The sequence below is a fragment of the Thermoanaerobaculia bacterium genome (assembly GCA_035593605.1).
Classification (GTDB): domain Bacteria; phylum Acidobacteriota; class Thermoanaerobaculia; order UBA2201; family DAOSWS01; genus DAOSWS01.
In genome coordinates this window covers 1-17,074 of the sequence record DAOSWS010000028.1, presented here as the reverse complement: position 1 = coordinate 17,074, position 17,074 = coordinate 1, and the positions used below count along the sequence as shown (strand labels likewise).

General features: G+C 53.6%; 8 protein-coding genes and 1 tRNA gene. 5 read left to right on the top strand and 4 right to left on the bottom strand.

Annotated elements, in window-relative coordinates:
• Nucleotides 1-13: 13 nt before the first annotated feature.
• Nucleotides 14-1,252: a hemolysin family protein gene (locus tag PLD04_12615; protein HXK69172.1), complete on the top strand. Its 1,239-nt coding sequence runs from the start codon at nucleotides 14-16 to the stop codon at nucleotides 1,250-1,252.
• On the opposite strand, the gene PLD04_12610 is transcribed toward PLD04_12615, so the two are convergent.
• A complete protein-coding gene (locus PLD04_12610) occupies nucleotides 1,206-1,625 on the bottom strand; it encodes a DUF721 domain-containing protein (protein HXK69171.1) in 420 nt (139 codons plus the stop codon). The genes PLD04_12615 and PLD04_12610 overlap by 47 nt on opposite strands.
• Here PLD04_12610 and PLD04_12605 point away from each other — a divergent pair.
• Together PLD04_12605 and PLD04_12600 are read left to right on the top strand one after the other, a co-directional pair.
• Nucleotides 1,611-2,369, top strand: coding sequence for an ABC transporter ATP-binding protein (locus tag PLD04_12605; GenBank protein ID HXK69170.1), 759 nt, complete (start codon nucleotides 1,611-1,613; stop codon nucleotides 2,367-2,369). The two genes, PLD04_12610 and PLD04_12605, sit on opposite strands and share 15 nt — an antisense overlap.
• Complete coding sequence (locus PLD04_12600) at nucleotides 2,369-3,853, top strand: hypothetical protein (protein HXK69169.1); 1,485 nt, start codon at nucleotides 2,369-2,371, stop codon at nucleotides 3,851-3,853. The genes PLD04_12605 and PLD04_12600 overlap by 1 nt, the downstream gene beginning before the upstream one ends.
• On the opposite strand, the gene PLD04_12595 is transcribed toward PLD04_12600, so the two are convergent.
• The 3 genes from PLD04_12595 to PLD04_12585 all read right to left on the bottom strand — a co-directional run bounded on the left by PLD04_12595 (nucleotide 3,826) and on the right by PLD04_12585 (nucleotide 16,187).
• Nucleotides 3,826-5,631, bottom strand: a complete 1,806-nt coding sequence (locus PLD04_12595) for a sulfatase-like hydrolase/transferase (GenBank protein HXK69168.1) — start codon at nucleotides 5,629-5,631, stop codon at nucleotides 3,826-3,828. The two genes, PLD04_12600 and PLD04_12595, sit on opposite strands and share 28 nt — an antisense overlap.
• Nucleotides 5,632-5,745: 114 nt before the next feature.
• The gene (locus PLD04_12590; GenBank protein HXK69167.1) at nucleotides 5,746-13,248 is read right to left on the bottom strand and encodes a hypothetical protein; all 7,503 of its coding nucleotides are present in this window, start codon (nucleotides 13,246-13,248) and stop codon (nucleotides 5,746-5,748) included.
• A gap of 149 nt (nucleotides 13,249-13,397) precedes the next feature.
• Nucleotides 13,398-16,187 (bottom strand): fused MFS/spermidine synthase, encoded by a 2,790-nt coding sequence (locus PLD04_12585; GenBank protein HXK69166.1) that lies wholly within the window; start codon nucleotides 16,185-16,187, stop codon nucleotides 13,398-13,400.
• Between the two features lie 357 nt (nucleotides 16,188-16,544).
• Between PLD04_12585 and PLD04_12580 the strand changes: the two genes are divergently transcribed.
• Nucleotides 16,545-16,724 (top strand): hypothetical protein, encoded by a 180-nt coding sequence (locus PLD04_12580; protein HXK69165.1) that lies wholly within the window; start codon nucleotides 16,545-16,547, stop codon nucleotides 16,722-16,724.
• A gap of 147 nt (nucleotides 16,725-16,871) precedes the next feature.
• Nucleotides 16,872-16,947, top strand: a tRNA-Ala gene (locus tag PLD04_12575).
• The last annotated feature ends 127 nt before the right edge of the window (nucleotides 16,948-17,074 follow it).

Here is a 17,074-nt window from a genome sequence, read left to right as displayed (position 1 = left end):
GTATAACCCACCCATGGATCCCTGGCTGCTGATAGGCCTTTGCCTCTGCATTGCCTTTTCCGCCTTCTTCTCTTCCGCGGAGACGGCTCTTGCCACTCTTCCCCCCAGTACCGTGGAACGCCTGATCCAGGAACGGGGACATAAAAGCCTTATATTATGGCGGGATCATCCCGTTCGAACCCTGATCACCATTCTAATCGGGAACAATATCGTAAACATTGCCGCAGCCTCATTGGCAACCGTCGCGGCGGAAAAAATCTTTCAAAGCTCGGGCGTAGCTATCGCGATCGGGACTATGACCCTGATCATCCTGGTCGCCGGAGAAATCACCCCGAAAAGTTTTGCCCGCCTTTACGCCGTCCAGATGGCTCCCCTGGTCATGCCTCTGATCACCCTCTTTTACTACCTTTTCCTCCCCTTCTCCTCTGCCCTGCGTCTGGGTGTAACTTCCTTTTTAAAGGAAACGGAGGCGGATGAAGTCTTAACGGAAAAGGATCTTCTTTTTTACATAAACCTGGCCTCTCACGGGGGAAAGATCCCCAAGGAACGGGCCCGGATGCTCTCATCCATCATGGTTTTGAAAGACATGGAAGTTCGGGAAGTCATGGTTCCCCGTCCCCGTGTCATACTTCTCAACGCAGAGGATGGATTGCCACGAGCCCGTGAACTCTTTATCCGGGAAGGGTTTTCCCGGCTGCCGGTATACAAGGGGCATGAAGATGACATTATCGGGATTCTTCACGCAAAAGATCTGCTTTCGGAAGAACGAAAGGACCTGCCCGCTATTCTTCACCCGGCTCGATACATCCCGGAGTCCAAGGGAGTCCTGAATCTTTTGAAGGAAATGCAGCGGGACCGCTTTCACTTTGCCGTTATCGTGGATGAGTTTGGTACCTTTGTGGGGATCGTCACCCTCGAGGACATCCTCGAGGAAATCGTCGGAGAGATCGAAGACGAGTATGACGCCCATGCACCAAGCACCATGGTACGCCTTCAGGACGGCAGCTACTCGATTGAAGGCTCTGTTCCCATCCACGAGGTGAACCGACGATTAAAGACCGACATTCCGCTGACGGGCGATTACGAAACTCTCGCCGGATATATTATCGGAACGACAGGCGAACTCCCGGCAGCGGGAAGAGTGGTTGTCTGGAAAGATTGGCAGTTCGAAGTCCTGTCAGCGGACGAACGGCGCGTTCATCGGATCAGGGCCTGGAAGACCTCTTCTGATGCAGGCAGAGAATCCGGATAAACTTTTCCCTTAATTCCTCATCCTCAATTACCGAAGCGATTTCTAACGTCTCAGGGTCAGGCGGAGAAGCCTGGATCGTTGGGGGTCGGGTCGTGGTCCGGTCACTCTGAATCCAGCGAAGACGAAGAATGGCCTCGGCTCCGAGAATGGAATTTGCAGCCTTAATGATTTCCCTTCGACCTTTCCTGATACAATGGGCAAACGCCTCGTCACAGACTTCCACTGTCAGTGTTCCGCGCTTTACCGTGACCGGCGAAGAACCCGATGCGGCCTCACCCGCGATATCGGGCCAGCACGCATGAAGGAGCCAAAGATGTTCATCGAGGGACCGGTCAACCCCGGGAAAACAGGCGGAAACATGGACGAAGCTCACGAGACCATTATACGTCCCGCCCTGACTCTGGGCAACATCTCAAAGTCCTACGGCCGCACAACGGCCCTCCGGGATATTACATTTCAGGCCGATGCGGGCTGTCGGCTGGGGCTTCTCGGGCCCAACGGCGCCGGGAAGAGTACCTGTCTGAAGATTATCGCCGGGCTTTTGAGACCGGACCGCGGGGATCTGACTCTGGACGGAATCTCAATCATTCAAAACCCCATTTCCATTAAAAAACGACTGGGATACATCCCGGAAGAACCCCACTTTTTCCCCTATCTGACCGGACGGGAACACCTCGATCTCTCCCGATCACTCCGGCGAATGCCTCCGAATCCACATCGCGAAGATCATCTCATCCATGAGCTGGACCTGAAAGAGGTCATGGATCGTCCCGTTGCGGCCTACAGCCACGGTATGCGACAGAAGCTGGCCTTTCTGCTTGCCCTCTACCATGACCCACTTCTCCTTCTTGTGGATGAGCCCATGGTGGGCCTCGACGTTTACGCACAGATGACGGTGAAGCGACTCCTGAAGCAATCTTCCGATCAGGGAAAAATCGTCATCATCTCCACGCATACCCTGGTACTCGTGGAGGAGATTGCCACTGAAGTATTGATTCTGGATCGGAGTCGTGTAAGAGCCAGGGGGAAACCTTCAGAAATATCCGAAAACAGCAACCTTGAGAATTTCTTCGAAACACTGCGGACAGAACCACCCGGGGAGGATTCCGGCTCGTGATGTTCCCCGAGTGGACGGGGCTCCAGATTCAGCTTCGAGCAGCGAAAAACCGTTTTCGACTCTCTCCTCGGGACAGTGCAGTGCGGACGATCCTCGGGGTTGCATTCCTCCTGTCCATTCTTGCCGGAGTCCTGTGGACAGGGGGAAAACTGGCGGAGATGCTGAATCGATTCGAACTGGTCTCTCCCCGAATGGCCTATAACGTTCTGGGCCAGGTGACGTACAGGCTTCTTCTTCCCCTCTTCCCACTCCTGGTTCTTTCCCACTCGATCTCAAGCCTGAATATCCTCTTCGGGGACCGTCACCTTAACTTTTACCATGTCCATCCTATCGGGCGATTTCATCTTCTCCGTCTGACCGGATTCACAATCTTTTTCACGACATCCGGGTACATTCTGATCATTGCCCTGCCTGTCTTTTACAAGGTCGGTGGCGTTTCATATCTGGTCTCTTCAGGCTATGCACTCCTGGTATTTCTTTTATCTGCCTGGGGCCTGGGTATCTTTTTAACCCTGCTTCTGGCTTCCTTTTTCCGTGTTGCCACCCTCAATCGCCTCTTTGGCGTCGCACTGGCCGTATCCGGCGCACTCTTTGTCCTGTCATTCCGATCCCTGCGACCAGAGATGATCTTCACCTCGCCCCAGGCCCTCCTGGGGATCCTGGGAGGCCAGATGGAAACGGGGCCTACTCCTGCGGGCTGGTTTGCCCGGGCGGTCGCCGGAAGCCGGTTTGGAATTCCTTTTTCAGATGCCCTCAGATATCTGGAGATTACCGCATTGGCCTCGATTATCGCTGCCCTCGTCGCCCATGGATGGCTCTATGAGCGGGCCTGGGAACGGGCTCAGCAGGTTTCCGATCGAGTGAAACATCGCCCATCCAGGATTGCGACCCATCCACCGGTCTTGGCCCACATGGTGCGGGAATGGCTTTCCCTGATCCGAAACCCGATGCGGTTCAGCCAGGTGGCGCTCATGCTCGCCCTGCTGGTCCTCTATTTTTACAACCTCTATCTTCTGACACCCATGATCGACCCGGCCTCGATCCACCTGGTCATGGCTCTTCACACGGCTCTGACTGGTTTTATCATTGCCGCCCTTGGCGTACGGTTTGCCTTTCCCGCCCCCTCCCTTGACGGAGAGGCTCGGTGGCTTCTGGATGTCCATCCCCTGTCCCGCTGGACTCACGAACTCGGTCGAAGTCTTACTTACGGAACCCTCTTTTCCATTCTCAGCCTGACGCTGACCATCGGAGTGGCTGTTCTCCTCCACCCTCCCTTCACCCTGACGATCACGATTCTCGGGATTGTCTTTCTCCTCGCCTGGATCCTGGCGCTTACCGCCGTCTTTCTGGGTGCTCTGAAACCCAGGTACGACTGCGACAACCCTCTTCAGATCGGTTTTTCCCCGGAAGGGCTGGGATATTTTCTCTTCGGGCTGATAGTCACAGCCCTTACCGCTTATGGAGTCTGGAGAGTCTTTTCCTGAAGCTTATCCGCCTTTTTTTCTTTGACTTTTCCCTTTTGAACCAGGGTGCGGATCGTATCGGATTCCGGGTCATCGGGAACAATTTCAAGAAAATGTCCCCAGGCCCTCTTCATGCATTCCGGGTCCGGAGCCATTTCGTAACAGATCGATCCAAGGTTCACGAGGGCGTCCGGATCATCCGGAAACTTCTGCAGAACAGCCTCAAATTGTTCCCGTGCTTCTTTGAATCTTCCCATGTACACCAGACAGCCCCCGAGGTTGAGTCGTGCGTCAACATCCTCGGGATTGAGGGTCAGGACCTTTGCAAATAGGCGGGCTGCTTCCCGGACGTGACCGGAGTTCAAATAGACCATACCCAGTTCGTTATTCATGAACACAGCATCCGGAAAGAACTCCAAGAATTCCTTGAAGAACTGGATGGACCGGTTATACTCTCCCTTTTCATAGGCATCCCGTGCATCTTCCAGCTTGAGGATCCAGGGCAGAAGATCCTTGGGATCCATCGTGATGTTTTTTGCTTCAGCCCCCAGCTGGCCCTTCCCACCCAGGTACCCGAGGCTCTGAAGCGCTTTCTGCGCCTCCCGGTCCAGGGGAACGGTGGACAGTTCCGGCTCCTCGAGCGGAAGGGAGGCCAGGTAGGCGCGAAGAACGGGTGGAACCGATCGTTTCATTTCCGCCTTCGGATCCAGCAGGTTTTGCTTCTCCCCGGGATCGGAAGTAAGGTTATAGAGCTCCGGCCTGGGCGCATCGATCCACTTCCACTGGTCGGTCCGTATGGCACGGATGGGAGAGATTCCATACTCGAGGCGGCCGAGATAGGACTCCAGATAGGCTGGCCTCTCCGCAAGAGATTCCCCTTTCAAGTAGGGGAAAAGAGACCGCCCGTCCAGGCCGGCCGGGATTGCCATTCCCTTGAGATCCAGGAGAGTCGGCAGTAGATCCACAGTCTGGATCAGGTCATCCACCCGTTGACCTTCCGGCACGCCCTTTCCGGAAAGGATCCACGGAATACGAATCGTTTCATCGTAGACAAAGAGGCCGTGCCTGCGTTCGCCATGATCCTCCAACCCCTCTCCATGGTCCCCCAGGATACACCAGGTCAGGGAGGGGTCATTTCCGAGGATTTGCTGAATTTGACCGACAAGCTGATCGACCCAGGCAACCTCCTTCCCGTAGGATTCAGCCACGGGAAGACCAGAGGGTGTATCCGGTGCTGCATAGGGGGCGTGGGGATCGTAAAAGTGGATCCAGACAAACCAGTTCGGTTTCGAGCCGTGGGTTCGGTACCATTCAATAAAACGTCCCAGCGTAACATCTCCCCGAACCTGCCGCATATAGCGGTTTCCCGTGTTTTCCCCGGATGGAAGCTCGTCCCGATAGGTCTGAAATCCCTGGTCTAAGCCGAATTCCTTTACTACAGTGAAGGAGGAGACAAAGGCCGCCGTCGTATAGCCGTCCCGGGATAAAAGCTCCGCCAGCGTGTCGAAACTCTGAGCCAGTTCAGCCTGACCGTTGATCCGGATTCCATGCCGAAAAGGGAGCAATCCGGTAAAGATTGAGGCGTGGCTGGGGGTCGTGAGAGGAACCGGGGTCACCCCATGGGAGAAATAGAGACCGTTCCGTGCCAGCGTATCCAGATGGGGCGTCTTTACCTTCCCGGATCCACTGACACCCAGGTAATCCCATCGCCAGGTGTCGATCGTGATCAGCAGAATATGGGATGATGGAGGCTGGATTTTCCCTGACGGTTCTGATCGATCTCCAGCCACAATCGTCACACAGAAAAGAAGCATACCTGCGAATAGCAAGAGAGTAAAAAAAGGAGGGATCCTTTGAAAAATCCCTCCTCTGCTTTCCTTACTGACGATCACGAAACGGGTTCCGAGAAAATCTTATTCTCCCGGCATGGGGCAGGAGGCATACGCATCCACGATCCGGCCAAATCCCGGATCGCCTTCCTGTCCCGGATTTTCTGCGGTAATGACAAACCAGTAAAAGTCACCAGCCGGCCGGGTATTGGTCAAACCGGTAGCCTGGTTGATCGTCGGCGCCATGAGGAGGCAGGAATCGTAGTTTGCGTTTTTCAGGTCAGGCAGCGATGCCTTAATCCCCCGGTACACATTGAAATTCTTTGCATAGGTAACATCGTTCCAGGTCAGGGTGGTCTTATCTGTCCAATGTACGTTCTCCACCTCACCCGGGTCAATCCAGTCGGCTACCGGACCCTCACAGGTGGATCCCGCCGTCTGGCCGCAGGAGTTCACGGCGACAACCTTGTAGTAGTACTCCTGGTTGGGAACTCCGTTGGTGTCCACATATTGCGTGGTCCCGGAAGCCAGCCCGGTCACTACCGTCGCCTGACCGATCAAGCAGCTGGAATTGTCATAACGGTAAATGGAGAAGGTCCGGTTCAGGGGAGATACGAGATTGTCCCCCCACGTCCCAGAGTGAGACCACGTGATCTGAACCCCGGTTTCCGCTGCGGGATCAAGATCGGAAAGGTCGGTAATCGATGGAGCATCGGGAGGTGCAGCCAGTGTGTCGGCTACGGCACCCGAGCAGGCTTCCGAACTATCTCCGCATCCGTTGTACGCGATCACCTTGTAGTAGTAATCGGTTCCATTGGTCCCCGTCGTGTCGATCACAGGAGAGGTCGCATCATCTGATATCAGGGTCGCGGAACCTGCACATCCCACCTGGTCGTACCGATAGACCTCGTAATGTCGAGATCCAGATCCGAAGTCTCCCCAGTCCGAGGGTGCATCCCAGGAAATTCTTACTCCCGTATCGGCACATCCATTGACATCCACAGCTTCGGTGATCGACAGGCCTGCGGGTGCATAGGAGACGTTATCGGAAATGGCGGTTGAACACGCGGATGCCGTTGTACCGCATCCGTTGACGGCTACGATCTTGTAAGAGTATGAAGTGTTATTATCTCCTGTATTATCGGTAAAGGGGCTCGAAGCGTCTGCACTCAGCTGCGTTTCCCCCGTCGTGCAGCCCGCCCCGTCGTAACGGTAGAGCTCGAAGTATGCCGTTCCGGAACCATGGTCTCCCCAGTCGGAAGGCGTGGACCAGGAAATCTGAACCCCCGTATCATCACAGGTATCCAGGTCGGCCGCCCCGGTAATCGACCATCCCGATGGAGCCACGGATGCGACATCAACCACACCTCCGGAACAAACTGCCTCACTGTCACCGCAGGCATTTACCGCGACGACCTGGTAATAGAAGGTCGTATTGTCCGTTGGGTCGTAACCATAGGTCTGCGTCGTGGCCGCAAGATCCGAGGCTACGGGGAACTGCCCCACACTGCATCCCGCATCGGTGTATCCGTAAATATCAAAGTGGCGGGTTCCCGATCCATTTCCGTTGTCCTTCCAGTCGGATGGAATGTTCCAGTTGATTGTAATCCCGTCTCCGAGACAGTCATCATCATCCGTGATCGTATCAATGGTCATGCCTGTCGGGGATGAAGATGCTTCATCGGTCACAGCAGTTCCGTAACAGCTCTCCACGTTGCCGCCGCAGGCATTCACGGCAACAACTTTGTAATAGTAGGCCGCGTTGTCCGTCGCGTCATACGTGAGGTACGTTTCCGTGTCGGCTACATTCGCGTTTACAGTGAACTGTCCCACGCTGCATCCGGAGTCGGTATATCCATAGATCTCAAAATGACGCGTTCCCCCGCCCTGGCCATTATCCCCCCAGTCCGATGGAGTTCTCCATGTGATCCCCACACCGTCACCCAGGCATTCATCGAGGTCACCGATTGCCGTTACACCTCCCCATGTGGGATCCGTGGATTGGTAGTCAACTATTGCACCGGAACAGACCTGCTGAGTCAGCGAACACTTATTCGTTAGTATGACCTTGTAGTAGAAGGTCTGGTTGTCGGGCGGATCATAGGGGTAACTGGACTCGGTTCCGGCCAGGCCGGCAACCACGACGGTTTCATCGGCAGAACATCCGGAATCGGAGTAGCGGTAGATATCGATTGTCCGGTTTCCGGGACCCACGTCATTGTCACCCCAGTCCAGCAGGGTCCAGGAAATCGTGAGCCCGGTTCCATTACAGGCATCATCATTGGTAATGTTCACCTGAAGACCCGAAGGATTCGCGGAAATGTAGTCGATCACCGGGTTGGCATAACAGGAAGAAAGGCTGTCTCCGCAGGCATTTGTGGCAACTACCTTGTAGTAAAAAGCAGTATTATCTGGAGGATCATGCAGTGCATAGGAGGTCGCGCCTTCCGCAAGCCCCGTCACGACAACCACCTCTGTTCCGCCACACCCGGCCGTATCATACCGATAGATATCAAACTGACGGCTCCCGCTCCCGAGTCCGTTATCGTTCCAATTGCCGGGTGTGGCCCACTGGATCGTGACCCCGTCCCCGGCGCATTCATCTGTATCAAAAACCGTCGTCACGCCAGCCCATGTCGGGGTCGAAGATGCATAATCTGTTACGGCGGTTCCATGACAGCTTTCCACACTGCTCCCGCATGCATTTACAGCTACCACTTTGTAGTAATAAGCTGTATTATCCGTTGCATTATAGGCGAGATACGTTTCGGTATCGGCAACATTTGCGTTCACGGTGAATTGACCCGCGCTGCATCCTGAGTTGGTGTAGCCATAGATTTCAAAGTGGCGTGTACCACCACCTTGATCGTTGTCTCCCCAATCGGACGGAGTACTCCAGGTAATTCCTATGCCGTTTCCAATGCAGTCATCAAGGTCTACAATCTCCGAAACACCGGTCCATGTCGGATCCGCAGTCTGATAGTCCGTGATTCCACTGGAGCAAGCCTGCTGGGTCAATACACACTTATTGGTTGCCACAACCTTGTAGTGAAATACCTGGTTGTTGGGAGGATCATACGCGTAGCTGAACTGTGTTCCCGGAAGTCCCGTGACTACCGGGGTCTCATTGGCGGAGCATCCTGCATCCGTATACCGGTAAATATCAAACGTTCGATTTCCGAAACCCACATTATTGTCTCCCCAGTCAGTGAGAGACCAGCTTATGGATATCCCCGTGTCGTTGCAGGCATCATCCTCGGATACATTCACCTGCAACCCGGATGGATTCGTGGCAATGTAGTCGGTCACAGGATTAGCATAGCAGGACGAAAGGCTGTCACCGCAGGCGTTGGTAGCCACAACCTTGTAGTAAAAGGGAGAATTATCGGGGGGGTCATGCAGGGCATAGGAAGTTGTACCTTCCGCAAGCCCCGTGATTACTTCAACTTCCGTCCCTCCGCATGCCGCGGAAGTGTACCTATAGATGTCAAAGTGACGGGAGCCGCCACCCAATCCATTGTCGTTCCAGTTGGAGGGAGTGGCCCACTGAACCGTAACCCCGTCCCCGGCACAGTCATCGGTGTCGAATACGGTTGTCACACCAGCCCACGCAGGAGCAGAGGAAGCATAATCGGTGACGGCACTGCCATAGCAGGAAGGTGTCGAATCGTCACAGCCGTTGACAGCGACAACCTGGTAGTAATAGGCCTGGTTGTCTGCCGGGTCGTACTGCAGGCTGGTTCCGTTCGACGCGACATTCGCATTGATTACCACCTGGTTCTGAGTGCAGCTTGCGTCCGTATAACGATAGATTTCAAAGTGTCGGGTGGAGGTGCTGACATCGTTGTCCCCCCAGTCGGAGGGTGCCGGCCAGGTGATCGTGATCCCGTCCCCGATGCAATCATCGTCATCTTCCACCAGGGATACACCCGCCCAGGTTGGTGCGGTCGAAGCCTTATCGTTGGTTCCAGACGTACAGGCTGACTGGGTGTCTCCGCATTTATTCGTGGCTACGACCTTGTAATAGAAAACCTGGTTATCCGGCGGGTTGTGGAGCGTATACGAAGTCTCTCCTGCTCCCAGATCGGAAACCACAGAGACTTCGTCCGCCGAGCAGTTACTGTCCGTGTAGCGGTAGATGTCGAAGTGACGTGTGGTCACTGTTCCCAGATCGTTGTCGTTCCAGGATGGCGCCGTCCAGGAAATCGTCACGCCATTCCCGTCGCAATCATCGGTATCTACGGCGCTGGCCGTCATCCCCGTGGGATTGGAGGAAGCCCAGTCCGTCACGGCGGAGAGGCAGGTTTCGAAGGTTGTTCCGCATCGGTTCGTAGCCACCAGCTTGTAATAGACGGCCGTGTTGTCCGTAGGATTGTCCTGATAGGATGTGGAAGCGGCAGCCAGACCCGAAGGGGTCAGGTGCGTTGAATCCCCGGCGCAGGCCGCATCCGTATAACGATAAACATCGAAGTGCCGCGATCCCCCTCCCAGGTCGTGATCACCCCAATCGGCCACCGAGTCCCATGAGATGGTCACACCGTCACCCACGCAGTTATCGTCATCAGCGACCTGGACATTCTGCACATCCGGCGTCACCGACTGGTAATCGGTCACTCCTGTTGAGCAGGACTCCGTCACCTTGTCGCACTGGTTCACAGCCCGGACCTTGTAGAAATACTGGGTATTGTCGGGAGCATCGTAGTCATAGTAGGTCGTTGCTGAACCGATGGCATTGTCAATCAGGGTTTCTCCGGTGGTACAGCCGCTGTTCGAGTAGCGGAAGAGTTCGAAGTGTCGGGTACTGCTGCCGAAACCTCCGTCATTCCAGGCGGATGGCGTGGCCCAGGTAATCCGGACCCCATCCCCGACGCAGTCATCCAGATCCTGGACATCGGAAATCCCGGTCCAGTCGGGTTCGGTGGCATAGTTATCCCGGGCAGACGTGGTGTAACAGTCGGAACTTAACTTTCCGCACCTGTTTGTCGTTTCTATCTTGTAGTAGTAGTCGGTATTGTTGGGAGAAGTGTTATCTGTGCATTCCGTGGAGGAATCATCCAGTGCACCTTCATCACAGGTCACGGCAGTCTCGTTGACGGAGCAGGAAGAATCGTCATACCGGTATACCATCACTTCCCGACCCCCCGCCTGACCGTCCCCCCAGGCTGAGGGTAAAGTCCACTGGATCGTGACACCGGTATCGTCGCACTCGGAGATATCCTCCACCGTTGTCATGGCCAGTCCGGTGGGTTCATCGCACCCGTCCGGACAACCGCCGTTGCAGGGGCTGGAGGAACAGGTATGCGTGGTGCCTACGATCTGAATATTGTCGACGTAATAGGAATATCCAGGTGTAATCGTGTCGGAGTAAAAACGGATGCCAAAATTACTGTTATCGAGAACTGCTGCACCGAATTCTGAAACCAGATCCACAGAATATGAGGTCCATCCCGGTCCAACGTCACTATATCCGTTTTCCTGGCGGATCGTATTCCATGTGGAGCCGTTCGTCGTGTACTGAGCAACAACGTACTTGGCCATTCGGACATTGTCAATGTTCCAGTCCCACGAAACGGTGAGACCGTAATCAGCCCCCACCGTTGAAAAGATTCGGTAGAAACCATTCCCCCCACTCTGTCCTTCTACCTGGGCACTGGTTCCAATTCCATCGCTATCCGCGCTGGCTGCCTTCCCGACATACAATGGATAAATTTCCGTCCAGCCTGGCGTGGAGAAGTTCACACGGCCGGTGGAAAGAGTACCGTCGGGAGCCTGGGCAAAGTGATCCTCGTACCGAAGGGATTCGACCGGTCCCCCAAGGGTAACGGTTGCATACTTCGTCACAGGGCCGTAGGAATCACCCTGAAGGGTGAGCTCAAAATCCAGAGCCGTGGGGACCATGGGGACGGAAGCGTTGTTGCAGGCGACCGTATCTTCGATCGCAATGGAAAAGGTGTCCGACGAAGGTGCATAGAGGAGAGTCGAACCAAAGGGAATCATTCCATAGGTAGCGGTATCATCGCATATCGTCACGCCTGAAGGGCACGTGGGGCAGGCAAGGGTGGCTGTAACATTTTCGGCAACATCGTTTCCGATATTTTCCAGGTAGAGATACAGGGGCCCCGTATCACCGGGATCCAGGATCGCATTATCTCCGCAATAGGTGGAGTCATCAAAGAGTGAAGCTCCGGCAAACTGCAGATCGGGAGACGGAGAACAGGAATCGGGTTCCGACTGGACCGTGGTAAGGAGCCGAACTTCATCCACGTAAATCCCTTCTGGATAGTACCCATAATAGTCCATGTAGAAGTTCGAAGAGTCGGCACTGTTCCGGAATCGGATCCGTACTGTGGATTCTTTCAGATAGGTGGAAAAATCGGCGATGTACTCCTGCGTGAAGGTGTCGCCAGTAATGACTGTACTCGCACCGTCACCAAAGAGGATTGGCGTTGGACCATTATTTCCATAGTTGGGAAAAGGAGCATAGTACGCGCATGGATCACCCGAGTAGACCACCACACCTGAATAATCTGGTGTAAGAGCCATCTGCTCCCAGGTGGAACCGTCATCCCTGGATCCTTCCACGATGAATCCGTCAAAATCAACTTCCGTATAGGCCCACCAGTAGAAACCGATCTGGGTGACTAGATCTGCGGAGAAATCCAGAGAAGGAGAAAGGAGTCCTTCATCGGAATAGTTAAAATAATCGGGTCCAGGAAAATTAATAGAATCACTGTGGCTAATAAAGGTACTCCCACAATTGGGTAATGTGCATGTGTGTCCCAGGAGTGCATTGTTAATATAACGTGCATCACTTTGTACCCATTCTCCATTTTCGTACGTTCCCGAACATTCGGGAGAGGTGGAACCATGGGCATGGACACTGGACCATCCTTCCAGGTCTCCCGATGTATCGAAGCTGTAGCGTGCAACCTCTGCAGGCGTTCCTCTGACATCCAGGTTTGCGAGGGTCACCACGTCGCCGACCCCGCATGCGGAGGTCCACCCCGCACCCCGTACATTTACGACTTCCAGCTGAATAAGGTCTCCTCCCGTGGAAGCTTTGGGACCGGAATATTGCACGATAAAGGGTTCGACGGCATAAACGATGTTTCCAGGAGCAGTGTCGGGAAAGGTAGCCGTCGAGGTAAGAATCGAAACATATCCGTTGGGGTCAGAACCGGATTTCACCTGGATATCGGCGTAGAATTCACCGGTGCTGATCGAATCGTTGTTGATAAAGGCCACATCGTAGACCAGAACTTCTCCCTCATCGTGGTAGATATCATCATCACAACCACCGGTGAGAGGATCGATCTGGTAAAAACAGAAGGCCTGGTCCGCCCGTGTGCCGGGGCCATCCTGGGAGTTTGTGGAGGGATTCAGTGCAGAATGGGGAGCCGGCTGGATCAGGGGTTGCCCCAGAGCGGTTCTGGTTCTCAACTTCGTATTCTCTGATCCCTCTTGGTCGTCCTGAGAGGCGCATACCCCGACTGAGCCTGATGAGAGCATGCAGAGGGTCAGGATGGGGATCTGCAGTGTCCTGGCTGAAAAGAATCGATGAATAAAGGATTTTCGTGGATCTCTCATGACTTTCTCCTTGGGTTCTTGCGAAAGAGCACCCCATTCCCGGAATTACCGTGAACGGATTAATCGGAAAACCTCATCGTCTTCCCTGAATTATACCACGGGATATACGCAATCTGGCAATGCCGGGATGAAGAATTATCCTGATGAATTTACTCGCAAGATACTCCGAGATGATCGATCCACTTTATCCAGTCGACTTCATCTGGCATTCCGGTTTCTACTGCGGCACAGGTGAGCCGGGTTTTTCGGCAGGACCACACGACTATGGCCGTTTGATCGCCGGGTCGATATCCGATATAGACCGCTTGATCGCCGTATTCTTTAATCTTTTCAATAGTCTGGTGTCCCGGAAGGATTTGAGAGGCCAGCCAGGGATAGGCGGAGGGACCGGGGACTCGGGATTCGACCTCGGACCACACGGAAAGATTTTCCAGAGAAACCTTGAAGAGCACAAGACGCTTCAGGTTTTGCGCGGCGACCTCGGTGGATACGGTCATGGAAACAAGAGACACCTTCGGAGACACATTCACACGGTCTGAAGTAAATGTCAGCCCCAGATCCGGAAGGGCCCATTCCGTCCCGCTGTCGTCGAAATTCATGGCCACTTCAATAGCACTTTCCGGTCCAAGGGTAAGAAGCCGCTCAAGACTTTTATTTTTATTCCTGGAATACATGGCAGCGGGAGCCTGCCATTCAAGCCAGGGATTCAGGTCCGAATGAATGGGGAGGGGAGACTGATAATCCCGGAAAATATCCTGACTGTAAAAAAACCGGCCCAGAATGGATGATTCTGTCAAAATCTTCATGCGCTCCAGATCAAAGACAGCGCTAACGGGGAAGGAATCCATCGCGTCGACATCCATCTGAAATGGGTCCGCAGAGGCGAGAATAATAAAATCGCCGACTTCAGGAAGGAAAAAGACCGCCAATTCCGGAAAAACCTTCTGCATGGTCGACAGGATTCCAAGAACATGGTCGGCGGAGAGATCGTAATACTGGAGCCACTGGCAGAAGATCCCTCCCGGCCTCATCCGGGAACGTGCAAGAGTAAAGAACTCTTCCGTGTAGAGATTCGCAATTCCGGCCAGCCAGGGGTTACTTGGTTCTGAAATGATCAGATCCAGGTCAGAAGGATGCCGTGTCAGGGCGTGGCGTCCATCATCCTGAAGAATGATGGACCGGGAATCCCTGAAGCAGTTTCGATTAATGTGAATAAAGTGTTTTTCAGCAAGTTCAATGACGGCGGGAGAAATTTCCGCTGTCTCCACCCGCAGAACCGGGTGGGTCAGGACCGCATGGGTGGTCATTCCGCTTCCCAGACCAATGATAAATACATTTTCGGGAACGTCACGTGCGGTAAAAAAGGGCAAATGGCCCAGCAGTCCCTGCGTGAGACTGTCCATATGGTCGCTGGCGTCCACCTTTCCGTTGATAAAAAGGGCATGGGTACCATCGGGCTGGGAAGTTACGGCCACATGGGCTTCGGTGTCGGTGCGTTCCTCCAGAATTCCCATCCGATGGACAAAAGAATCCCAGTGCGAGCCCTGAAAGGCCTGAATGCGATCTTCAGGGTGACGGAAGGTTTCGAGGAGAAAGGACCGGGCATCCCATCGGGGTAAAAGGACAGCCAGGAGAATGATCACCGGGATGCTTCCTGCCGCAGCCAGAAGCCAGCGGAGCGAGCCCACGGTAAAGGCTACAAGTCCTGCACTGACAAAGAGGAGAATGATAATCGCAAGGTAGGAGCGTTGAAATCCAACGTGAGGCAGAATGAAAAATGTGAGGATAACCGGGCCCAGAGCTGTACCGATCGCATTGGCGGCGTAGATCTTTCCAAGCTGGCCGGCAAGATCCTGCCGAATCTGTGAAAGACCGTCCAGCGCCGCGGGAAAAGCAATCCCGAAACAACAGGCCGGAGGAAAGACAAAGAGTATCATGACAAGCAATGTTGTAAGGTTGTATCCGACAAAGGAAATTCCCAGACCCGAAAGGACAAGCAGCTGGATCTCACCCATGCGAGACATAGCGAAAAGAGCCATGGCAAGAAAAATCCCTCCGGCAAAAATTCCAGCCGTATACAAACTCAGCGGATTTCTCTTTTTAAGCAAACGGGGATACGACCATGCTCCCCCCAGGGTACCCAGAAGAAAGACAAAAAGGATGAACGAGAAGGTATAGGTCGACCCTCCAAAGATGAGAACGAAATGGCGGTTCCAGAGCGTTTCGAGTGCGAGAACGGTCAGGCCTGAAAGAAAAAAGGCCGCCATTGCAGAAAAGGGCATGACATCCCCTTTCTGAGTTGAAACTTCCTTCTCGCTGCCTGGTAGATCAGCAGGAAGGAGAAAGGCAAAAGCCGCAAGTAAGAGATTGGTAATCCCGCCAAGAAAGAGAAGGCGGGGTGTCGAAACATGAGGAAGGATCCAGAGAGGAAGAGCGAGAGCCATGCCCGCGGCTCCACACGTATTGATCCAGTAAAATGCAGCCACACCACGTGTCTTGGAAAACCCCTGGTTGATCAGATATCGAGCGGCCACCGGGAGAGTCCCCCCCATGAAGCCGGCGGGGATCAAAACAAAGAGAAAGGGAAGGATGAACCTCAGAACCGTATCACTGTCAGAAGGTTCCAGATCCCGGGTCATCCATCCTGTAATTCCGGGCAGGAAGACGGTCATAAACATGGAAGCCAGCGCAAAGAGGCCAATTCCCATTTCCAGAAGCTGGTAGAGACGGAGTGGACGGACCCTGTCGGCCCATCGACCCAGGATGAGAGATCCCAGACCCAGGCCAAGCATGAAACTGGACAAAATAATCGTCAGTGAAAGGGATGCACTGCCCACGACCAGGGAAAGATCCCGGAACCAGATGGTCTCGTAAAGGATACCCAATCCTCCCGAAACAAAGACAATGAAAAGAAGCATCCGGGGAGCCAGTCGTGTCACCGAGGTAGTGTAGCATGAAGGGAAAGGCTCAAATCATCTTACAAGGATGTTGAAAAGATTGAATCCAGTAGTAGCCGCCATGTATCAATATTGCAATATTTACCATAAATACCCTATTAGCAATATGTTATTTCTTGACATTCAATTTTTCAGTGGTTATATAGAACACTGGAAGGGGGAATTGATGTCAGAAAAATGGTACTACCATGAAATACCAGAGGGAACAGATCTCACTCCGGAAAGAGTCCGAAATGAACTTGTAGAATGTTTTCTATCTGCTCAGAAAGAATGCCTGATGCTTGCAGTGGAAGCCTGCATCGAACCACCTCGGATGAAGATATACGCTGCAGTATGACCATGATCATCAAGTCTGCCTTTAAAGAAGCGGAGGAAAATTTCAACGCTCCCACTAAAACAGAACTGATGAAGGTAATGGAGATCTTGAAGAGAAAGAGTGCCGCCACGGGAAAAGAAGCCAGCATCATCCAGCACCATGCGACCCAGATGATGAAGCTTCTTTCCAGGTTGAAGGATTAACAGAGGAGAGCAAGGCAGTAGAGAAGATTCATAGGTAAGGGATCACTCATTATATTTTCGTAAACAGATCCTAAACTAATTTGAACTTTGTCCCTTCTGCACCAGGGAATCTCGCATCTACCAATCGTGGTATAATAACTTCTCTTTGGGGCTGTAGCTCAGATGGGAGAGCGCTAGAATCGCACTCTAGAGGCCAGGGGTTCGACTCCCCTCAGCTCCACCATATTTCCACTTTACCGGTAACATTCTCAGTTTATTACACTTGCCTGAGCATAACAACTGTCACTCAAGGCTGCGGTGCCTAGCAGTATATACTTATATCACTGAAAAACAATAACCTTACAGAGTTC